The following is a 23186-nucleotide window of genomic DNA, read 5'->3' as shown; positions in this document are numbered from 1 at the left end:
GCGCGCTGTATTCAGCACGACTCTCTCAGCATCCCTATTAGCTGATGGAAGAGACGGCGTTAGGTGCGCACATCTACGTAGCGGTTGGTTCACTGAAATAGGGATGAGAGGCTCCGTTGAAATCCTTCAGAGATGACATTGAGAAGAGTTACTCTTTCCACCGGGTTTCGCGGATCCGACTGAAAACTAGCTCCTTAGCGAATCGCAAGACGTGAAGAGGGTTTCAACAGAGCCGGATGAGAGCAATCCCACGAGAATAGTTCTATGACACGCTCAGGCTACGCTGTTGGATGTGAGAACATAGGAGAACGACTTCCCGTCATAGCTCTACCTTATGGCCAGAACCACTTAAAAGAACGAACCGGTATGAGGGGTTCACATGGAGGCATCAGTTCACCAAACAGGCAAAGGTATCTCGCCGGGGAGATGGTTCGATGGAGGAATAGCCGACTCTACGGGTTCATCCTCCTAACGTCAGATGACCTCATTCTAAGATGGGTTCGAAGTGGTGTTCTTTCGTTTTGACCGGCGCATCGTCCGGTACCCCTGAATAATTGAGCAAGGAATTGGGATACACATCCTGTGCGAGGCCGATGAGGAGCGGTTCTGCTTCTGCGAGATAGGCATCAAACCCGTATGGGCCACGATACTCCTCCGGGTCCCACGCACGGATCCAGAGATAGACCTGCTGGTTGAGTGTCCGCGTTCCCTGTTCGAAGAGTTCGCTTGCCCAGGCGAGTTTCTTCTCCGCTCTCCCGAAGACAGTATTCGAAAGCTCACCGACGTGCCAATAGTCACCGTCGCCCCAGCGTGCGAAGCTGGCCGTCCGGTTCCGATCGTGGGCGATCTCCGTAAAGTTCGCGCTGAGTTCGTTCTTTTTGCCGTACGCCTCTGCCTTTCCGATGTAACGTGGGATGATGTCTGTCGGTTCGGGATCTCCACTTCCCGGCGCAAGCTGATACATGACGTACAAGAGTCCATCAGGGCAGTTCGGCGGAACCCCATCCGGATCGACACAACGGTTTCCCTCGTGGCGAATTCGTGCGTCGATTGTCTCGCTCCGTTTGAGGATCGTCTCCGATGTCGTCCGGACATGGAGGTCCTCGTCCGTATCGAACAACGAGATCGGATCGACTGCTGTCGGGTCCTGAATATCCTGTAGGATTGTTTCGTCAACCCAGTCGTGCCAGAGATCGGTCTTCGATTTCTCTGCTAGTTGTACGGTAGCGGACGTCGAGATCGATGTCGGTTCGTAGCTCTCGGTCTCGGTGAGCCACTTTGGACCAACCTTTCCCATCTCGTGGATGACTCGATTCGGGACGAACTCGCGATTCGCGAAGATGCGCTCGAAGCGTGGTTGCGAGTGTACGAGGCCGACGAGTTTTGCCTCGAGTTCCTGTCGATAGGTCGGATATCCGTACGGTCCCGCATCGAGTTGGTCGACGTCGAGGATCCACGCATAGAGCGGGCTTTCGGCCTGCTCGTAGACAGCGGCCATGTGGTCGTATTTCGACCAGCTGCCCCACGATCCATCGTCTTCCCATACGTCGGTCGGGAGGGCAGCGCGGATCTTCTTGAAATGCTGGTGGAGACGTCGCGTGATACTGCTCGTCTCGCCGATGTAGACTGGACGGATATCGCTTGGTTGTTCAGCTGGTTCGTCCAGAAGGTATAGGAGGTACAGGTATTGGCCATCGCCTCGGCCGTACCGATAGTTATCGAAGTCCTCAGTCGTCTCGAGTTCCGTTCTTGACGTGTCGATCATTGGAACGGGATCCGGCGTCTCTGCAGCGGTGATGTCAGTGAGGAGTGTTCGCTCGAGCCAGTCTTCCCAAAGTTCTGACTTCGCGACCATCAGTTACGGAGAGATTCTAACTCAAATTACTAACCTGTTGTGACTGATCATGATTAGGGAAGGAGACAACTGGCAGGGCAGCAGTCGGCTCGTTGTTTCGACTTCTTACGTAATAACTTCCCTACGCTGACGAACGGAATGTCGTCATCTATCGAAGTATGCAATATAATTCATCGTGACTACGAAATCGTATTAGTATTCAGACCATTCGAAGCAGACCTTTCGAACTACCAACAAAAATAAAGGGGTTGGGTAATTCTTGAATGCTATGTCTTCCGAACATGCGTCAATAGCAGACATTCAGGAGACGCATCTCGATACCTACCGAAGCAATCCAGACAGGATTGAGTCCGACGCGGGGACCGAACGACAGGACCGAGCCGATTACGATGGTCGCTTCATTTTCGAACTACTCCAGAACGCCGTCGACGAGATGGTCGACACGTCCGATCCGGACGTTCGATTGGAACTCTCGGAGGACAGACTTCTCGTAGCAAACAACGGTACACCATTTACCATTGATGATCTCTACGCACTCACCTTGACCACGCGGACAACGAAGGCAGGCGACACCTCAATCGGTCATAAAGGTCGTGGCTTCACTTCGGTTCTGGGAATAACTGACAGACCCGCCGTTTTCTCGCCGTCGGTTGCTGCGCGATTCGACAGGGCAGAGACAGCGAAGATTCTCAGCGCAGAATCCGAGATCAAGGAAGCATTCCCAGACGGACTCGCTACCTCCGACGTTCCTGTACTGGGTATGCCAAATAAAGCTACGCCCTCTCAAGCGGTTCGAGAACTCTTCGAGAAAGGGTATACGACTGTCTTCGAGTTCCCACTTCGAAATCCGAAAGAACTGCGCGGGAGGATCGAGCGAAAACTCCGAGCGCTCGATGCAAACACGGTCGCACTCCTGCCGGATCTGAAGCGGATCCAGATCGAATGTCCAGAGTGGGAACGGACGTGGCGTATTCGCCGCGAAGATGTCGACGATTACGCAGACGCGTCATTAGTACACTTAACCCGGGAGACGAATACCGTCGAGGGGAGCGAAGCCGATACACAGTCGTTTGTTATTTTCGAGACAGATGAGATCGATCAATCCGCTATCGTTGAACGGTCGAATTTGAGTGAAGTCGAGGTTGAAACGATGGGGAGTCTCTCAGTGGGCCTAGGCTTCACGGCGGAACCTATCTGTGAAAATCCCGGGACGAATCCTGCTGACTGGCGAATAACTCCTGTTTACGGAGAAGCGGACTGTCAGCCCCCGCATATGCATGTTTTCCTTCCAACGAAGGAGCGGAGCCCGATTCCCGCACTCATCACCGGGACGTTTCAGTCAGATACTTCACGACGCAATCTGACACTTGACCACGACGACGAACGAGGGTACGATGGTCAATTCAACGCGGCCCTGTTCGCCGAACTCGGTGATCTCCTTGCGGAGACGGTCGTTCCCTTCGTCTCTACTTCGGCGACGGCACCTGCGGAGTTCCTCGCAACGTTAGATCCATCCCTCGGCGGCGCGCGTGAGTGGTCGTTCACACCTGGCTCCATCGAACACTGTCTGTTCGAGACGATCACGAAACAGATCTCAACCGTCCCGTTTGTTCCTACACATCGTGGTGAAACACCCCGACCGATCGCAGAACTTGGCCTCCCCCATACGGCCGCGGAGATCGATGGCCTAGGAACAGGCTTCGCTGAACTCATCGACCACGAACGTGTCGTGACCGGTGAACAGACTAGATACCTCCCGTCGGCCGATCTCTTGACCCACCGCACCACTAAGACACTTGAAGCGCTTGGTGCAAAGCGATTCCCACCTGATACAATCCCGCAGGCTCTCGACGAAGCTTCGGCGAATCCACCGCTTCACGAACACGTCGCTGAACGAACCGAGGACTGCGCAGACTCGAACGTGGGTAGCGACTCAGACGACGATACCGACGACACTGCACGCCTGTGGATCGACCCCATCCTCGTTCATCTCGTTGAAGTCCGCAAAACTCTGGAATCTGATGAGGATCGTGACGCGTTCGACGCCGCCTGCCGGTCTGCACAGCTGTTCCCGACCGGAACCACCATCGATGTGGACGGGACCCGATCGGCCGTCCGAACCCGGAGCGGCGATCAGTCTTTCTTCATGCCGCCCGAGGAGTCCGTTGCAAGCGGAAGTCTCCCAACACTCGCTTTCCTCGCACGCGAACTCTACCACGGCACTGATCCTAACGCCGCACCGAAACTCCGTAAAACGGCCCTCCCATCCGACTTCCGCTCCGAGCTGGAGAGCATTTGGCAGATCGAATCATTCTCGTTCGATCGGGTGTTTGATGCAGCGATCCGGCCGTGGATCCCCGGACCGAACTCACGAAACGTCGATACTACAGCCCTTGAGACGCCGGATACGTTGGTAACGATCCGGAAGATGGCAGCGGTCGAGTCCCCTGAAAACGACCGCGATCCGACGGATCCTCTTCTGTATCGATCTTCGCGACGCTCTTTCTTCGAACTCTCGAAGCTCCCCATTCCAGCAGTACCACTGGGGGGAGGGGAGATCGAGTGGCAGCCGGCCCATCGCGTCTACGTCGCACAGGAGTGGCAAGAGGCGCTGGGCAGGGTCGACTCCGCTCATATCGAGCCACTTCTAACCGAGGTCGACGAGCGGACGGATACGGAACGGTTTGACCCGTGGGTCCTTCCTCCATTGGAATGGTTCGACCTCCAGACATCAGATACTCCGGAAATTGAGGACTGGGTAGCGTTCTTCCGATGGCTCGGTGTCGCCGAACACGTCCGTCCGCTCCCGTTCTTTGCTCCAGACGCAGCGACTCGCCACCGGTACCGAGAAACGAAAGGGTTCCAGCGACCGCCACGATCAGCTATTTCAGCAGCAGACGACCTGATCGCGTCTGATGAGACGGACACTCCTGTTGACTCGCGCTACAGTGGTTTCTCCGAGGAGGAATGGACGACATACCGCGAACACCTTCTGGACAACGTTGACCCGGAACTGGACATCGAGGAACACGGCTACCTCTTTCAAATAAATCCGCTCGAGTACGCAGAGGAAATTCTCGCGGCCGCGGCGGCCGACGAGTCTGTCGGAACACACCTCCTGAACCACCTTGCAACGTGGTGGGATGCGGGACTCGGAAGCCACCAGCACGCGCTGGCCGCAGAGTTTACCAATAACCGGTGGCGCGGGTCGAACCGGTCGTATTTCTTCCGCTCGAAAGAGCGGCGGTCCGCGGGCGTGAATCTGTGGGTGTGGCAACTGCGGCAATACGACTGGGTCCCAACAAGCCAAGGGACGGTAGCTCCCCCACGTGCGTGGCTTCTTTCGCCAAGCGACCGCGAACGGTTCAGTCTGCAACTCGACCGAAGAAGGTCGCTGCTACCCTTCGTTGATGGTTTCCAACCGGCCGACAATGGAGCAGACACGATCGAGGCGTTCACGTCCGCGTTGGGTATCGGAACACGACTCGTACAGGAACAGTTCTCTCCTGCCGACACTAGGTGTGTCCTCTCGAGCATCCAGGATCACCTTCAAAACGCCTCGATCGAGTCAGCCCGCTTTGCCGGTGAGGTGGAACTCCTCTACACACGAGTCGCAGAACTTCTTCCGGGACTCGAAGGCGAACGCGTCGCTGATCTGGAGTGGCGCCCAGCGCACACAGGACTCGACACCGCTTCTGTCCTCTGTCGGATCGGCGATTCGTACGACTTTCGACCGGCGTCAGAGGCGTACTTCGTCCGCTCACATACCGAACGCGAGCGGTACGGGAATCTAAACCTACCACAGATCGTCCTGTTCAAGCCCGAGGCCGTCCGCTTTGGGACTCACTTGGGCGCTACGGACACGGCAGACGTCGTCACTGAGACCGCGCTCCCGGGCGACGATATCGGACTACCTGCAAACGTAGACGGCACCACGATCGACGAGGACTGGATCCAGACAGCCCTCGTTGCGCTCCTCTTACGTCTCCGATCGGACCGGCCCTCGGCGGCCGCGGTCGACCAAGACACTAGCAACACACGACGCTTCTACCAGCAACTGGAAATCGTCAACGGACTCGGTTTGGAGCTGACGACCGTAGAGTTTGACAGCGATACTCGCCCACAACCGTACCATATTAGGAGAGAGGAAGGAGGGACGAAATCAGCTGTCCTGATCGACGGTTCGCTCCCGACCACGGAGTTCGTCGACGCGGTTGCCCGCGCTTACACAGACTATCTCGACATCCCGCAGTACTACGAGGGTGTGTATAACCTCCTTGAGCACGCGTTTGGTGAGCCATCGCCGGAGGCAATCTTGCTTGATCGACTCCGTGTAGTCGGGAACGGCGTTCGTGGTGGCCAGTTCGACGTAGTCCGAAGCCGACTCTTCGAGGACGATGTGAACGTAATAATCGAGTACGACGAATCAAAGGGAACGGAAAGTGATGATACGTCGAACGTATCGGACGCGACCGCAGGCGTGGAACGCGACTCGACTGAGAAGAAAGAGGCGGCCGGCTCGGGATCCGCGAGTAGATCGAACCGTGTGCCTAACGTGGAGACACTCACCCGCGTCGGGGAGCGCCGAATCTACGAACCCGAGTCGCCACAGTCGACATCCGAGAGTGCCACCGGCCAGACGAAGACCGTACAGAAATCGAATAACGGATCTGGTTCTGGTGGAGTTCCTGCTTCGCAAGAGTACCGAACCAAAATCGACGACTTCGGAATGGCTCTCACGATTGAGTCCGAACGAGACCGTCTGCGACAGTGTGGTGAGACCAACCCTGAGATGAACGTCTGGGACGTGAGTACGCCCGAGACATACGGGGACGCAAAAGGAGACCCCCACGTGATATCGGCCATCAACAACTTCCTCGAGGAGGCTGGACTCTCCGAGGACGAGAACCCGTTCGACACTGACTGGCCGGGTTTTGACGTGTTGACCATCACAACCACCGAGGATGGCGACCCCGTAATCGATCGGTGTATTGAACTCAAGACCTCGGGACTGAAGACACGCAAACCCTCTCTCTCGTGGAACGAGTGGAAGGCTGCCGGAAGTGTGCTCACGGACCGTTATTACCTCTACGTGGCTCGAAACATTCGTGTGGGAAAAAGCGGCGATGCAACACTGCTGGAGATCCCGAGACCGTTCCAGACGCTGACCAAACACCGGCGCGAACGCCGCGAGCGCGAAGTCCAACTTGACCTGCGGAGTTTCGATCTCGACGACGACACGATCATTCAGCGTCCTATTGAGTGGGAAGAGTAGGGCATTGCTGGATTGACAAATCACTGTATTTAATATGGCGCCCAATTCGAGGGGTAGTAATTCGAAGATAGGGCACTACTCCTCTCTAACCAACCATCGACTCACAACTTTCGTTTGAGGACTTGCGCTAGCTGATTCTCGAGTTCGGCTACAGAATTTTGATCTCGCTCTCGGCCTGTTTCCGTGATCAGGTACTGGTTTTCTAAGCCTACCGTCTCACGAGCGATGGACGGCGTCCAACGGTACATCGCGAACGCCGACGACCGCCCAGTGCACGAAGCGAACGTGCTGATGCCGCCCTCGTTGCGCTGGCCGCTCAGCGCCTCAGTACGGGTACAGCGACCGAGGTCATATCTCTACAACCAATATTGCTGCCGGCGAAAGGGTGAGACCATCCTGACACGTGAGTCCTATCCCGGTAGTAGAAATACGGGATGCAGTCGAAGTTGAGATTACTCGTCTTCGAGAGCCGCATAAATATCGGCATGACTGCGTCCGTCAAGCTTCCCCATTTCAAGAGCTATTTCGTGGCGTTCTTCGTCGCTTTCAGCCGACTGATATCGCTCGTACAGTCGGCGAACTTCTTCGTCGACCGCTGTCGAGGAATCAGTACTGGACGCCATTTCTATTTTGGATCTACTCATCTTGTCCGCTTATCAGTTACGGCGAGCGCAAGCTCGGAAGTAGATAACCGCTGTTTCAATATCGACTTGAGCTTCATCGGTCGCAAACCGTACAGTTTGAAGCGCAGTGCGCTTGTTCCCGTCGACGAATGGATGATCTGCAACGAGCAACCTCATGAGATGAATCACTTTTTTGTGAAGCGTTTGCGGTACCTCGCCGAAGAACCCCTCTGAAACGTATTGCAATGCAGACTGGATCGCGTCTTCTGACCGAACTCCTGGCTCAGTGTGGTCGCCTTCCTCAACGATCTGTGCATGCAGATCAAGAATTAGTTCGACGGACGGATACGCGACGTCGTCGGTCACATACTAGTCTCTCTCGCGTCGCTCGATAATTGTTTCTGATACACTGCTCAAGTTTGTGGCCTGTTCTAAACGATAGATCAGAGTTTCCGTTTGAGGACCTGTGCTAGTTGATTCTCGAGTTCGGCGGCCTGCAAAATCTTGATCTCGCTATCGGCCTGCTCCTCGAGCGACGCTGTCTCGCGTTGCAGATCCTGAACCACAAGCAGGCCGTTCCAGCCGGACCCGAAGTACTCCTCAGTATCGCGTCCAAAGACGTACTCCTCGTTGAGACGCAAGAAGGCGAGATACTCGAGTGTCTCCTTGATCCCTCTTCGAATCGTGTCCTCGTTAGCACTGTTCTTCACCTCGACGATCAGGTACTCGTGATCGTCATCCTCGGAGATGATCTCGAGGACGTTCGGGGCGCAGGAAGAATTTACGGAGCATATTAACACCGAACATGCCGGCGAGTACAAGTGCGACGATTGGCCCGACACACCGTCCGGTCGGCAGACGCGCCGTGATCGTGAGGAGAACGACGAGGAGTGAGCTTCACCATGTCGGAGCGTTACGTACAGATGAACCACTTACCGGCCGCTTTAACAGCCGTGAGTACCCAGAGTAGGTGAAAAATGAACTGGCCTGATCTATTAGTGGCAGTACCGATCCTCCTCCTTTTAGTAGTCTTTCTGATAGGGTTCTCTTAGCCGGTTTGACCGCTGGATTATGGTGAGTTGTTATCGAACTACACTATAGTTGGGTTTAGCTACTGAATTCGGACCTATTTGTTCTGTCGAAATACTCGGGGATTTACATGTTCGCCCGGTAGTCTGACCGAATGCAGGCCCTCCCAAAGTCGCGGTTACTCCGGTTCGTTGAGCAGGCGTATCACTTGGCTCGGCGAGCTGTTGCTCGATACTCCTCGAAGTTCTCGAAACGGCGGTACACACTCCATCAACACATTGTCCTGCTTTGCCTCAAGGTGCGGAAGAATACGACGTACCGGACGCTTCTTGACGAACTTATCGAGATGCCCCGGATTCGGAGTGCCATCGATCTGATGGAACTTCCCTCTCCCTCAACGTTGTGCAAAGCGTTCAACCGACTCGGCAACCGGTCCTCGTGCTTACGAAAAGGCGAAGTCCGCTATTAGAGGGTGGGGCTGAAAGTGAATGCCCGGACGAGCGAGCGGTTCCCGCAGCCCGTCGGAATCGCCTAGGATCCCTCGTACTCGTTCAGCCACGACCGCACCGCACCGCCCAGCGCGCCGGTCGTGCTCCCCAGATTCAGGATCTGGTAGCCGGACTCGGCCTTCTCGTTGACGTCGTCCATCCCGAAGCCGAGTCCGCCGAGCGGGACGTCGGCCTCGAGGGCCGCCTCACGGACCTCCTCGACGTGGGACTCGACCTCGTCGTGGGTCGGCTCGCCGGGGTGGCCCAGCGAGACCGCCAGATCGAGCGGTCCGGCGAAGACGAACCCGAGATCGGGAACCGCGAGGATCTCCTCGATGTTGTCGACCGCCATCGGATTCTCAATCGTCACGCCGACGACGATTTCATCGTCCTCGGTACCCGCGTAGTCGTCGGTCGTCCCCCACCGACTCGCTCGCGGGCTAGCGAAGCCGCGCTTACCGGGTTCGCCGTCGTACTCGAACCGCGAGGCCTCGACCGCCTGGTGGACCTCGTCGGCCGTCTCGATGCGCGAGACGAACAGCGACCGTACGCCCGCATCGAGGATCTTCCGGACCATGCCGGGGTCCGGTTCCGGAAGTCGGACGAGTAGTTCCGTCCCCGTCACGTTCGCGGCCCGAGCGAGGTCCTCGAGTCGATCGCCGTCGAAGGGGCTCGGTCCGGCGTGTTCGAGGTCGATCCAGACGAAATCGAGGCCGAGTTCGCCGTAGAACTCGACCAGCGTCGGATCGTACGCGTTCTCGAGGACGCCGAGCGCGATGTCGTCGTCCTCGAGGGTCCGCTGCAGGAGGTTGGTTCGTGGCGAGGTTGCCATAGGCAGTCGACCACAGCGGCGTCAATAAACGTTCGCGGCGCAGTTCCCGAGGGTACACCTTAGGGCGGGGATCGCAAATCGGGTCCATGGAACGCGTCGCGATCGCGAAGACCTCCCCTCCCTCGGCGAATCGCTGGAGCTCATGATATTTTTCGCGGGTTTCCTCGAAGCCACTCGTTCCGGTCCCCTCATTGAGAATCCCGGCGAGCTCGAGGCCTCGACCGGCACAGCAGCCTCGGATATCTTCTTTTTGAGCTCGATCGATCGGTCAGATGCTTGTGGGAGTCGCACGTAGCCGATCGTAGGGATGTCGTCTTCGGATCCTGGGAGATTACTCGGGACGACGCTCCCCTCGCTGTTTCCGATCATGCTACTCCTCGTAGTAGTCGGACGTGTGCAACCCCTTTCAACACTTTGAGCAATACCAGTTACCGTATACATCCTTGTTAGCAGAGGTCTTCCTCGGCATCGCCGGACAGTGTGAGCAGTTGACTCCCTTCCAATTCCGGAAATTGCGCGCTATTCTTCTATCCCGGGGCATTTACCGATCCCCCTCCCCGCTGCCGTGAACGGTGATCTCCAATTTGTTACTCGCGTTCCCGACGGTCCACTCGAGGGTAGTCTCGCCGTCCATGTCGAAGAACTCGGCGAGGTCCTTCGGGATCGTAGTCCGATACTGGGTTCGGTGGTAGTCCTCTCCATCGGGATTAGGCGTCGTCGACTCGGTCACAGAGACGGTAGTTTTCGGCATCTCTAGTTTAACCTTACACGAGTATATACAACAGAGGTTACGGACGGGAAAATCAGGTGTCCCGGAAACCCCCCCATTTCCGTGACGGACTAACAGCGCGCGGATTGTAGCAACCGAGCGCTCTGAAGGACGTCATAGAAACCCTCCTACAGCGTTGATCACACCCACTTATACGATGAACTGGCCAATAAGTAGATATGCGAACTGAACGCCGGAGCTATGAAGGTAGTGAACGAGTTCGTCGAGTCGCGCGAAATCCGCGGGATGTAGTTCGCACAGCCTTCCCAGAGGAATGCGGTGCATCGGATCGAGTAGTACCGGTCTGGTAAATCATCGTGTCCGTTTATCAGTTACGGCGGGCACACGCTCGGAATAGATCAGATTTTCCGTTTGAGGACCTGTGTTAGTTGATTCTCGAGTTCAGCGGCCTGCAGGATTTTGATCTCGCTCTCAGCTTGCTCCTCGAGTGATGCCGTCTCCCGCTGAAGATCCTGAACCACGAGCAAGCCGTTCCATCCAGAGCCAAAGTACTCCTCAGTATCGCGTCCGAAGACATACTCCTCGTTGAGACGCAAGAAGGCGAGATACTCGAGTGTCTCCTTGATTCCGCGCCGAATCGTATCCTCGTTGGCGCTGTTTTTGACTTCGACGATCAGGTACTCGTGGTCGCCATCCTCGGAGATGATCTCGAGGACGATCACGTCTGGCCGTCCGGTGTGGTCTCGATACTCTTTGTTGAAGTAGTTGCCAGCGACCTCCTTGGCGACACGCTGTACCCTGTCAGTTCGGGACTGGCTGTCCTCGTCTTTGTCGGGAACCGCGGTGAATGACAGATTCCGATCACGCGCAGAATTGTCGTGGTAGAGGACAATCTCCTGGTCGCCGTCAAACCGAGCCACTTCCTGCCGGTCGGTTGCGATCGTCTGGAACTGCGGCGTGCTCTCTCGCAGGTCTTCGATCGTCGCGATAAACCGGAAGAGCACGAACAGCTCGAACAGTGAATCTGTATCGTCCGGTGCGATTGCGGTCTGCTCGAGCAGCTGGCGGATCGCATCGGCGTCGCCGTCGAACAATCGCTGGCGCGTTCGTAGCAGCGAGGCAGCCGTACGATATACCTCCTGACGGGAGTTGGCGGCCGTCGTGAGCATCCGCTCGGTCGGCTCGTAGGTGTCGGGCTCGCGGATCCGGCGAACGTGGACGTTGCGTTCGACGATACGCTGGAGTTCGTCGATCAGATCGTCGCTGCCCTTCCAGGTCTCGGAGACCCAGTCGTAGTCTGCACGGAGGTACTCCTCTGCCTCTCGAATCGTCCGATGGATGATCGAGATGAGTTGCTTGAGAACGATGTTCTCCGGGATGTCGTAGTCCTCGGAGCGATTGTCACAGACGAAAATCGAGTTGTCTCGAGGGTACTGGGAGTAGCGCTTCTTGATCGTGTCACCCCAGTTGATTCGCCCGTCGACAGTGCCGCGTCTGGTTCGTGAGGTCGTTTGGGTTTCGGTGCGGATGCTGCGGAGGTGTCCGGAGAGGTTCCGGACGAACTCGACGACGTCCTCTTGCAGGATGAAGTGGAGATCCAGCAGGAGTTCGTACTCCTCGAAGCGCTCGTCTAGCTGTTCCGGTTTGAGCGAGCGGGCGAGCTCCTGTTGGGGGAACGAGCCTCGCATTGCGTAGGCGAGGATGTCCTCGGTGAGCTGGCCGAGCAGTTCGTCTCTATTCATTTGCCGTGAGTGTGACTTGGAGCATCTCCTGGGCGGCGTCTTTGAGTAAGTCTGGTTTGATGTCCGGGACGTTAGTGAGTTCGCGGACGATGGTTTTCCGTTTCGGGACGCCCTCGAGCTGTGGGAAGATGTAGCTGATGACAGCCTGGGTGAGGTGGTACTCGAGGTCATCGCTGTGGAGCGTGACGTACTGAAGGACGTCCTTGATGATCGCCGGGCCGATCGCTCGTTCGTCGACCGCGGTGTTCGTTTTTCGCCAGACGCGACCGACTGCTTGTGCTTCGTGCTGGGTGATCTCGAGCTCCCAGACGTCGGCGTACTCGTGGACAAGTTCCGCTGCAGGATTGTCGGTTTCTGTGGTGGCTTCGAGGTCGGGGGCAGGGACGCGGATGAAGGCGAAACGGCGCATGAACGCGTAGCTCATCTCGTACAGTGAGGTCTTGTCGTAGGCGTTCATCGTCGCGAAGATGCGCCACGAGTTGGGCACGACGTACTGGTGGGGTTGTGCAGTGCCCTCGAGGTCGGCGTGGGTCGTGAGTTCGATTTCGTGGTCGTTGACGGTATAGGGGAGTTGGACCGATTGTCCGGAGAGGAGTGTGAAGAGTTGGCCGAACGCTTTGTCGATGTCTGCGCGGTTGAGTTCGTCGACCACGAGCAGGTCGTTGGTTTGTGTGTTGTTTTGACGGTCCTTGAGGCGGTTGAGAACGATCCCTGGCGTGAACGAGAGGTTCTGGTCGTTGTCGCTGGATTCGTTGGGCATGTAGCCGCCGACGGTGTCGAACGTCGACCAGTCGGCGGTGGCCGTGGTCATCTCGAAATCGGTGTAGAGGTAGGGGTGGGTGTCGGTGAGGTAGTCGCAGACGCGTTCGGCTATTTCTGTTTTTCCGGTGCCGGGTGGGCCGGTGAGCAGGATGTGTTTGTTCGAGCGGAGGGCTGTGGAGATCTGCTCGAGGATTTGGGTGGCTAGGTTGTTTTGGAAGTGGAGGTCCTCGAGGATTTCGTTGGCGTCGATGGGACTGGTGAGGTTCTTGTCGAGGGCGATGGCCGGGACTTCCTCGAGTGTAGTGGTGAGTGCATCGAGGAGTGCCGTTCCTTTGTCTGTGGTCAGTGACTCGAGGAGACGGTGGCGGGGGAAGCCGGTGTCACTGAGTTGGCGGCAGATGGTGTCTGCTCGCTCGAACGGGAGTGCATTTGTGAGGAGGGCCTCGAGTTCGGCATCGACCGTTGTGGGGTCTTTCTCGGTGATTTGTTGGCTTGTATCAGTCTTCTCGAGGTCCCCCGTTGCGAACAGTCTGCTGAAGGTAAGCAGGTACGGGAAGGAGTTGCCCTTTGGGCCGCCTTCGTGTTCGTCGTACCACCACGGTTCGTCGTCGGGTTTGGTGGTGTGGTCCTGGATGATTCCGGCTCCGATGAGAGCGCTTTCGCGGGGGGAGAGGTCCTCCCAGCTTGGATCCTGTCTCGAGTGGAAGAGTACGATATCGCCGGGGTCAGGTTGTTTCCAGTGGTCTTTGTCCGCTGGTTGGAACGAGAGGGCTGTGTACTCGAAGACGGTCAGCCAGTAGTCGGGTGGTGCGGTGAATTTGTAGACTGTGGTGTCGTCCTCGAGTGTTCGTTTGAGGAGTGGGTGGTCGGGGTTCTCGAGGTCGTCGTTGGTTGTGGGCACTGGTGTAGTTCGAGATGATTCCTCGGATGCCTCGATCTGGGCGAAGAGGTAATCACCAGCTGCCTTCGAGAGGTTGAACAGATAGCCGTCCCTGACACCAGTCTCGGTTACTGGATAGTAGTCCTCGAGTTGGGCTTCGTCACTGGAGAGGTACTCGAAGACAGCCGTGAACGCCAACGGCTCCTCGAAGAGAGTTGGAGTGATCTTGACGCGACACTGTGGTTCGTCAGTGGTGTGATCTGCTTGTGGTGAATCGAGGACCTCGGAGTAGCCGACGATCTCACCGCCGACGTGATGGAATACAGTATCGCCCTGTTCTAATCGACCGATGTCAGTATCGAACTCGCCGTTGGGAGTGGCCTGGAGGAACGCTGTTTCACCTTCGGGTGGATTCGATTGGTTGACCCAGTAGTAGGGGGCTTGCTCAGTTGTAGCGAGGCAGGGAATCCACTCTGCAAGGTCGAAGGCATACTCGTCGCTGGAATGTCGGTAGAATACGTAGTCCGCGGCCTCGAGGTCTGTCGCCCACTTTGGGAGTCCGTTCTGGCTGATTTCGTCGGCGATATCTGGAAGCCGGTACGTCGTGATAGCGTCTCTGACGTTGGTCGTGAAGTCAGCATACCCCTGAGCGGAGTCTGGAAGTGGATATCCCAGTGCTTCCATGCCTGTCCTCGAGCGATCGTTCAGGAGTGGATACTCGGCAGGGGCGATCGCCCGGAGTGCTTCGGAGGCGATGCCGAGTCCGAACCCATGGAGATCGACAACTGGTTCGATATCTCCCGTTTTTGCTGCGGTCTCGAGTGTTGTAGCGATCTCTTTTGGTGTGTGTTCGGCGAGCATCCGATTCTCGAGGACCCACTCGGTACTCGGCCCTGCTCGCATCGTCCAGAAGTGCTCGTCGTCGAGGAAAGCGGCGAGTGTCTCTCGAGAGGGATTCGCAATGAATTCCGCCCCAGTCTCTCGTTTCGCTTTCGCCATGCCCCAGTAGGCCTCGTCCTCCGAGGTGTCGGGGTAGAGTTGTGTGCCTTTGATTTGGTCGATGAACTCGGAGACAGACTGGTACTCCGATTCGAAAGTTGATCCACTTCGGTTGAAGTTGATGGCACTGTAGGTATCGTTTGGCCAATCACTGACTCCTAACGTGTCCCAGAACTGCTCTCGATCGAGGTCGGCTTCGTATACCGGCTCGAGAAACAAGATCTGATGGAACGTTGTGTCTATTGTGTCATCCCAGCCAATGGCGTCCGTGAACGCCATCGCTGCCTCTGGCTCGAGAATTGTTGCGTGAGCAACTCGAGCGAGGATCGTATACTGGCCGCTTCGTTGGCCATCTTTGTCGGCAAAGAGCAGGTAGTCGCCAACGTCTGCTGGGTTGTCCTCACGATTCCCCCAGACGCGGAGTTCGTCGTGATCGATTGGACTCTCGGTGATGTCCTCGAGCGGCTCTCGAGGGACGCCGTCCAAGACCGTGCGTTGGTAATTTGTCCGGATCGAATTTTGACCCGTCTTTATCGGGACTTGGTAGACGTTCAGGTTCGTGGATTGTTCGGTACTTGCCTCGCTTTTGGTGGTTGCTGTAGGTGGTTTCTGTTCGGTCTTGACCGAGTTACCGGTGTCTGTTGTCGCGGTGTCTGTGAACTGCAGGTGGGATTCGATCTGTGTGAGTTCCGACTCGAAATCGGTCGCAAGCTCGGTGGTTACGAGACGACGAACAGTTGCGCCAAGGAAGTGACCGAGTTCTGCTGGCAAGTGGTCAATTGCTGGCTGTGCTTGGCCATCGTCTGGTCGGTCTTCGAAGAGATTGGTCTCGCTCGAGAGACAGTTCATCGCGATTCCCTTGTCGCCGAATGGATACCAGTCGACACCGATTAGCTGCTCATCAGCGAGTGTTTCTGGTGTATCCTCTGGTGATTCGAATTCATCGACAGAAACTCGTGGTGACGTAACACGCCCAATACCGAACGGGACGTCGATTTTCGTGATCGTCGTTCCTGCAACGATGATGTCTCCGCTCTCGAGTTCAGGGGGACTACCGCCGGATTGGGAGTTTGCGATTGAGGCGACGTTCTCTCGATGCCAGAACTCCCAGTGTTGGTCAGTCAATGGCGAAACTCGCCAGACGCTTCGCTCCTCGAGGTCGTATTGGGGGCTGCTATACAGTTGATCTAGGAGGTCTTCGTAGGTGTCGATGAGCGCGAGGAGGTCCGCTTTGACTTGTTCTTCGTCGGTGAGATCTTCAGGTGAGTAGCTCTTCGTGAGGATGGCACCGCTGTTGTACGCATCAGCGCGATTGACGTCTTCTTCGGTACCCTCGTACTCGAGGGTTGACGTGATCGTTGCTTTCGTTGGCTGGAATCCTTCGGGCGGGGAGATGAGTTCGCGATATCGAGCAGCATGGTGCTCGAGAATCGTATTAGAGTAGGGTTTTCGGCCCACCCGGTATGAGCATCGCTGGGCCTCTGTTGCCCCCTGGTTCAGTGTTAGGCAGAGTCGATCGGCTTCAGTGTCGAACAGATAGACGATATAGATACCCTTTTGGGTTGTTGTGGTTTCATCAGGGCGTTCGATCGGAATATACGGGATATCGCCCATTGTGCCTTGACCGAGTGTTGGATTGACATTGTACTCTCGGTCAGTGGGCTCGAGAACGTCCTGGACCGCTTGTTTGCTCTTTCGTCTGATTAGGTCGTGGAGGTCCGGATCGTCGTTGATTTTGTAATACTCACGGTCTTTCCCAATCTGTCTTGGCGAAGGATATTGAGTAAGAATCTGTCTGAGGGTCTCGCCCAGATCTAGTTCCGAAGAGAGTGACATACTCATGTCCACGTCTTTCAACCATCAAAATAATTCACATCTCGGAAGTAACACGACCTTCTGACAGAGAGTACTGGTTTCCCTTCAGTAGAACGACTACGACAGGTTTTGAGGCGAATTTGAACTCACGTCACTGAGGTGGTGAGATGTTTACTACCTCCTCGAGTGATCTTCGGTCAGTTCGGTGCTCTCGATCGTGCTGGTGATCTCCGAGGTAGCTGACTTGATCTCCCCATTGATGCACATTTCAAGCCTATCGACCAATACTTCTGGCGAGTCAGACCCATTCGAGGGTAGCGTTGTGCTGGGTTATGTAGTCTGGATTCACAGTCCCATCGGACACCGAGATTCGTTCACCATCACGATTAACAATTGTCCGTTGTAGCAGATCACTTTCCGTCTCGAACGTAGGGTTCACCCGAATCCGATAGTTCTGGTCGATCGTAAACAGTTCTCGATCGAACGCAGCATGATGAGTTTTGCTGAGTGCCAAGACGTTCGAGAGGTCAGCACGGTACTCCGGATGGTCGCGCCAAGATAGTACGTGAGCAACATCTAGTAGACTCGAATGGTCAACCCCTGATATCGGACACGTAGAGTCGAATCGTTTGAGTGTGACTTCTCGGAATTCGGGGTCAATCGCTCGTGCTGTAACCGTTGTTTCGTAGGTTTCTGCAGCTATCGAGGATTCCACATCCGATTTGGGAGTGTTCGACCAGTATTCGATTGCTTCATCGGTGAACTGGCGTCCTCTGTCGGTGAGTGCATACTGGCTTCCGTCCTTCTGGACGAGTTCGAGGCTTCGAAGCCAGTTCACGCGTTGCAACGCCATATCGTTGTTTTTGGGATCCCAGCCGAGTTCAGTATGCGTTCTGAGCTGTTGTCGGCTGATCTCCTCGATCGTCATCGGACTGGCTGAGAGCGAATACAAGAGGCTTCGCAGACCGATGTTCCGTCGGCACATGATCTCCAGCAGCGTATCTGTCGATTGATCGGTGATGTATCGATTTCCTTCGGGACCTAGTGTCCAGTGCTGTCCGTTCTTTGTGAGTAACCCGACGTCCTCTAAGTAATCGATACGACGCATAATCGACTTCTGACTCGAGACTCGAGCGAAGTGTCCGCGATGCCAGCCAACGAGTTCCTCGGTTGTTGGCTGTTGCTCGTCGGCGTAGTTAAGAATCGAATCGAGACTCTTGACGTAGCTTGTTGCGCCACCGAACATCGGAACGAGACTGCGGAGGCGTTCAGAGAACATTGATGGTTCAGGATGCTCACCGACTTATTTCGGTCTTTTGGGAGATCCTGGTTCAACTACACCGATTCCTCGAACCCATGGCTCTCTCGATGTTTCTCGAGAAACATCGGTCGTGGATGAAGCTCGTCGGCAGACGGAAGCTGGAGGACATCTTCTTAGCTGATGAGCAGTCAGACCTTCTGGAGCCCTGAATGGGACACGGTTATAAACGGTCTTGTACGGAGTAGAGTAGTTGTATTGGCAGCGATCAACTCGTGGCCGCTGCAGAGCTAATTTAACATTATTGGAATGGAAATTCACAACTTTCTAAGGAAGTAGTGCTGGCTGGTATATTGCGGAGTTCCGTTAAATAATAGCTATTTACTACCCTACTGGGATAACCACTGAAACTTTTACCATTGATCCCCATGTACCCGTATGCAATTCTATACCGCTGGTGACGTTCTTCAACAGGAAAAAGGCGTAGACCTCACAGATCCAATCACGATTGAACCTACTACGACTATCAAAGAAGCCCTTTCAGTAATGTTTCGCCACGATTTCACTCAGCTACCAGTAGTGGTATCTGGTACCGTTTCTGGTGTGGTCACCTTCAAATCGATTTCACGAATGCTAAAATCCACTCCAGAAAGTAGCATTATAAATAATAGTGTGAGAGGGGCGCTTGTTCAGCCACGTTATGTTAATGAGGGTCACGATATTTTTGAATTATTTGATACATTTGCAGAAGATGAGTACGTATTAGTCGGCAATGAAAATGATCTGAGAGGAATTATGACTCGTTATGATATGTTCTATTTCCTTCAAAGCCAGTTCGAGCCCTTCATCAAAATTGGAGAGATTGAACAAAGTGTAAGAAGCATTTTCCGATCGTCTATCGACGACATCGAAGGTAAAATCAAGGATACGTTTGGGCCAAGAGAAGAAAATGATCCAAGCTACTCAATGCCGACATCAATAGATCACTTCAATTTTGAAGAGTACAAGCGATTTATCCGAAAGAATATCTCAGACCTGCCAATTCAAATCAAGAAAGAAATCGACTTCGTGATTGATTTGCTTGAACAGGTACGGAAGAGTCGAAATGCTTTATTTCATTTCAGAGCAGGAATTAGCGAGATTGATCGTGAAGCTATAGATGTCGCACATAGTTATTTTACAACTTTAGATACTAATAGCAACAAGTAAGTTGCCCGGCTTCTGACGGTAGACTATTTATCAAGTAGAATCTAAGCACTTCCTTATCAATTCCAGAGCCATATAGATTGGTTGATAAAAACTCCATTGTTATTGTTATCGGTGTGAGTTGTATATCTCAGTATGATGATTATATGTCACTAGATCATTGAGACGCTACTTAGAAAGTAGAGAAAGAACGCAGCTGCTACCTGCAATTGCCGTTATATTTACAATACAGTGTAAACAAGTCATCACTCCGTACCCTCTCCAAATACAATTGGTGTTAGAATGAGTTTCACTGGACCAGTCTGGACTGACAAAGCCCGTAAGATGCGGATTCTCGACCCTTTAGGGACAGAAGCCACTATCAATCGACTCCAAGGCAGATTGTTGTTTCCGGTCTTGAGCAATGCAATAACGCACCGACTGCGTTACCTATCATACTGGGCCTGGGTTGCGAAGCACGCTGATGAGTATACTCAGGCCAACCGTGCTCTCTATGAGAAGATCTACTTGTTTGCTAACGTCGCTCATGATTGCTCTGGAAATGGAACAGAAGGAAAAGGTATTGTCAATGCCTCCCGGACAATTGGCGACGACGTTGAGATAGCAGATTTATATCAGTCAACTGGCGAGGTAATCGATATCTCATCCGACCATTTCACATTGACTAACGGCCAGTCGGGATTCGATCAATACTACAAGGGTCTGTTGTACAACCTCTTGCTGTTCGAGAACGAGGATACCTTGTCACCACTGGGTCACTCGCTTGCCGATGCATTTGATGAGGCTGTTGCTGTCGCATTTGAAGACATAAAGACGGCAGTTAACGAAGAATCTGTTTCAACTACGCTCGTTGAGCGGTTCGGGACCGACGGATGTCTCTGTCGAATTTCATCACGTGAGCGCACACTGCTAGCCAAAGCACATCTTGGACTGACAAACCGGGCCACAAGTTGGGATGAACTCGCTTTCATGGACGATACCGCTGGGGTGACAATTTCGATTTCACAGTATCTTACACAAGACAAACACACGACCGCCCAGGAAATAACAGATACGGAGTCTAAGTATGAACTGGACGATGAAGTGGAACTCACAGACCTCGAGGCCTACATGGCTGGAGGCCAGGATGTCTTTGCCCGATCGTCGCTTCTGGTTTTACTTTTGACTCTGGACCAGGTTGTTACGGCACCTTCAGAGGAGCCACAATTCGGTTCGCTTGCCGACACACGTGAACTCTGGCGCTTTGTTATATACTCAGAGTACTTTTCCGATGCCTATGAAACACTCTTGATAGCGCTCTATCAAGCCCTTGCAGCCACAGGACCGGCAGAAGGGGAAACGATCGTCCAACGACTCACTACCCACGAGGCATTTGCCGAGAGTGTTTCACTCGCACTTACTGGAGTTGAAATTAAGGCTTCTGATAAGGATCCCGACCGGCTCAAGCAGCTCAAGTGGTCAATCTACTATGGAACGGCCTGGCGTAATTCACCAGAGTTGCGTCTCAATGATAGGTCCCCTAGCGAACTAGTTGATCCAGATAGGCAATCCTGGCAGGAACTCCGTGCCCACATTGTCAACTCTCACAGTGGCTTTAGACTCGAGCCCCCATCCGAGTGGACATTCCGAAAGCTCATCGAGCGTAGCCTCGAGACAGCACCGTCGATTGATCGGAGTGCCCGTCTCTGTGCCTACGCGAGCCTCTTGCTTGCGACGCTTCAGGGACGCTACGATCATTATTTCTCTCAAGATATGTTCGCCCCACACCGACGATGGTTCCTTGAAACCCAGCGCCCACCGAGTGCTCGCCAACTATGGGCATTTCCGTACAATGAAGAGGAAAGCTTCCGGACAGTCGTACAAGAGATTACTCGTCAGAGTGTTCTTGAAGGATATCTCGAACGTCTCTACACTAAGCTCGGTGACACACTCGGGAAGTCCCCACAGCTGGTAAGCATTGATGCCGATGGGACACTCGCTTACGAACGATCTTTCAACAATGATCAGCCAAACCTCCCTACACTCAAATACGATCGGACAGCTGACCTCCTCTACGAACTTGGATGGATCAGCACCGACAGTCTGAGTGAGGCCTCAATAACTGAGCGCGGTCAAAACGTCATCGCACACTTCCTTAATACCGAATGAGACTCCTTGAACATCTCAAGACACACGATCGAAACACACAGGGTGCTATCTTGACGACGTTCCCGTTTTCGGCACGGTTTTTCGAATCAGTCTTTCTACCTTTGCTCCGCAATAAGAACACGGATGATAACAATGTCGTACTGTTGGACGACTCAATGTACGAAGCGACGTTTGACGAAGGAGCAGCTGAAACCCGCCCAACTGACGCCGGGAACCGCTACTATCTCACGCCAATGCGCGCCCAGGCAGGGCGGACGTTTCACCCAAAGATCTATTTCTTCGGCGGGGAGCGGACAGCAACCGCCTACATCGGCAGTGCGAATCTGACCCAGCAGGCGCTGACGCGAAATCAGGAAATTATGAGCGTCGCACACTGTACCGACTCAATGTTGGAACAGGAAGACAACCAAGAAACAATGCATGATACGACAGCGGTGCTCACAGAGATCGCAGAGTTCCTCGAAGCGCTGTTCGAGAGCCCGCTGGCTTCCCGAGTGGGACCGGTCCCACGGGAAAACGCATGGGAAACGCTGGAGGCGATGGACTGGGTCAGAGAAGCGGCTGCTGAGTCTACTTCAAAACGATCGCGGTGGTTTCTACACAATCTTTCAAATCCTTTGCTCGAGCAAGTATTTGAGATCATCGCTGCACACGAAGAGGAGATTACTGCAGTAGACGTTACTGCACCGTTCTATGGGACAACCGTTGATGTGCTCCAAAAATTCGTCAATTTGGGAATCGACACCACAGCGTGGTTGCAAAACCAGAAGACGCAGGTGAATGAGACGAAGCTTCGCCAGTGGTGCCGTCAAGAGTTGGCTGCAGTAAAGACATACTCATCCTCACGATACGTCCACGGCAAGGTCATCGTGTTGCAGACAACCGGAGGGACCTACGTGCTAGGTGGAAGTCCAAATCTCTCACGGGCAGCGCTGCTGGCAACGGCGACTGGTGGTGGCGAACCAGGAAACGTAGAGACGGCTGTGCTTCGGCGCACCAATAATGACACTCACTGCCTGTTTGATACCGAGCCATTTTCCGAAGCTACGCCAGAATTGACGGATTTCGTCCCAGCTAGGGAGAAGCCACCGAGTATACACAACGAAGGAACAAATTCGAATCAAACCGACTGCCCACCTGCCCACCTTCTTGCTGCTGATCTCGTTATCTATGAGAGCTATGATGGTGGTCAACTGACGGTTCTGGCTGAGGTCGCAGCATCTGTAGATATCGATTCTTGTACACTATTGCCCGATACGGAAGATGATCTCGAGAGCACGATCCAGTTCCAGGAAACCGATATCGAAGCCAGTAGTGCCACAACTGATGACAGACAGCGACTCAAGATCGAGAAGTCCCTGCTCACGAACTCAGATCTCGAGCCGCTTCGAACTGGAGGTACGGCACGTCTTCAGTATCAAAACAGCGTACTCTCGAATCCATGCTGGGTGAACGTCCACACACCGTCTCGTTCAGGAGAAGCAGAATCGGCTGCCGAAGATCGTGGGGCAACTCTGGTTCCGATGACGCTTCCCGAACTATAC

Annotated in this window: 11 protein-coding genes and 3 pseudogenes; 6 read left to right on the top strand and 8 right to left on the bottom strand. The window is 54.5% G+C overall.

Features of this window, described 5'->3' with window-relative positions; all coding sequences use genetic code 11:
* Nucleotides 1-484 precede the first annotated feature (484 nt).
* Entirely contained in the window at nucleotides 485-1855 is a 1371-nt protein-coding gene (locus tag QA609_RS22995) for a GIY-YIG nuclease family protein (RefSeq protein WP_278304955.1), read from the bottom strand.
* Between the two features lie 268 nt (nucleotides 1856-2123).
* On the opposite strand from QA609_RS22995, the gene QA609_RS22990 reads away from it, so the two are divergent.
* Nucleotides 2124-7130 (top strand): ATP-binding protein, encoded by a 5007-nt coding sequence (locus QA609_RS22990; protein WP_278304954.1) that lies wholly within the window; start codon nucleotides 2124-2126, stop codon nucleotides 7128-7130.
* 198 nt (nucleotides 7131-7328) lie between these two features.
* Nucleotides 7329-7529 (top strand): annotated as a pseudogene (locus tag QA609_RS24700) (hypothetical protein); the annotation flags it as partial.
* A gap of 257 nt (nucleotides 7530-7786) precedes the next feature.
* On the opposite strand, the gene QA609_RS22985 reads toward QA609_RS24700, so the two are convergent.
* Nucleotides 7787-8119, bottom strand: coding sequence for a Fic family protein (locus QA609_RS22985; protein WP_278304953.1), 333 nt, complete (start codon nucleotides 8117-8119; stop codon nucleotides 7787-7789).
* A gap of 77 nt (nucleotides 8120-8196) precedes the next feature.
* Nucleotides 8197-8514, bottom strand: a pseudogene (locus QA609_RS22980) (hypothetical protein); the annotation flags it as partial.
* A gap of 422 nt (nucleotides 8515-8936) precedes the next feature.
* Between QA609_RS22980 and QA609_RS22975 the strand changes: the two are divergent.
* A pseudogene (locus QA609_RS22975) lies at nucleotides 8937-9206 on the top strand (IS5/IS1182 family transposase); the annotation flags it as partial.
* Between the two features lie 107 nt (nucleotides 9207-9313).
* Here the strand turns inward: QA609_RS22975 and QA609_RS22970 are convergent.
* The 5 genes from QA609_RS22970 to QA609_RS22950 all read right to left on the bottom strand — a co-directional run bounded on the left by QA609_RS22970 (nucleotide 9314) and on the right by QA609_RS22950 (nucleotide 18309).
* On the bottom strand, nucleotides 9314-10102 hold the full coding sequence (locus tag QA609_RS22970) for an aldolase/citrate lyase family protein (RefSeq protein ID WP_278304952.1): 789 nt from the start codon (nucleotides 10100-10102) through the stop codon (nucleotides 9314-9316).
* Between the two features lie 541 nt (nucleotides 10103-10643).
* Complete coding sequence (locus tag QA609_RS22965) at nucleotides 10644-10832, bottom strand: AbrB/MazE/SpoVT family DNA-binding domain-containing protein (protein ID WP_278304951.1); 189 nt, start codon at nucleotides 10830-10832, stop codon at nucleotides 10644-10646.
* 398 nt (nucleotides 10833-11230) lie between these two features.
* Nucleotides 11231-12574, bottom strand: coding sequence for a hypothetical protein (locus tag QA609_RS22960; RefSeq protein WP_278304950.1), 1344 nt, complete (start codon nucleotides 12572-12574; stop codon nucleotides 11231-11233).
* Nucleotides 12567-17051 (bottom strand): DUF3578 domain-containing protein, encoded by a 4485-nt coding sequence (locus QA609_RS22955; protein ID WP_278304949.1) that lies wholly within the window; start codon nucleotides 17049-17051, stop codon nucleotides 12567-12569. Before QA609_RS22955 ends, QA609_RS22960 begins: the two co-directional genes overlap by 8 nt.
* 277 nt (nucleotides 17052-17328) lie before the next feature.
* Nucleotides 17329-18309: an HNH endonuclease signature motif containing protein gene (locus tag QA609_RS22950; protein WP_278304947.1), complete on the bottom strand. Its 981-nt coding sequence runs from the start codon at nucleotides 18307-18309 to the stop codon at nucleotides 17329-17331.
* Nucleotides 18310-18726: 417 nt separating this feature from the next.
* Here QA609_RS22950 and QA609_RS22945 point away from each other — a divergent pair, with 417 nt between their 5' ends.
* The 3 genes from QA609_RS22945 to QA609_RS22935 all read left to right on the top strand — a co-directional run.
* Complete coding sequence (locus QA609_RS22945; protein ID WP_278304946.1) at nucleotides 18727-19497, top strand: CBS domain-containing protein; 771 nt, start codon at nucleotides 18727-18729, stop codon at nucleotides 19495-19497.
* Nucleotides 19498-19890: 393 nt separating this feature from the next.
* Nucleotides 19891-21642 carry a hypothetical protein gene (locus tag QA609_RS22940; protein ID WP_278304945.1) on the top strand — a complete coding sequence of 584 codons (1752 nt, stop codon included), beginning with the start codon at nucleotides 19891-19893 and terminating at the stop codon, nucleotides 21640-21642.
* A gap of 155 nt (nucleotides 21643-21797) precedes the next feature.
* On the top strand, nucleotides 21798-23186 hold a 1389-nt coding region (locus QA609_RS22935), incomplete at its 3' end, for a phospholipase D-like domain-containing protein (protein WP_278304944.1).

The organism is Natronococcus sp. A-GB7, assembly GCF_029688865.1.
Classification (GTDB): domain Archaea; phylum Halobacteriota; class Halobacteria; order Halobacteriales; family Natrialbaceae; genus Natronococcus.
The sequence above is the reverse complement of the archived record's forward strand: the minus strand, read 5'-3'. Positions and strand labels throughout refer to the sequence as shown.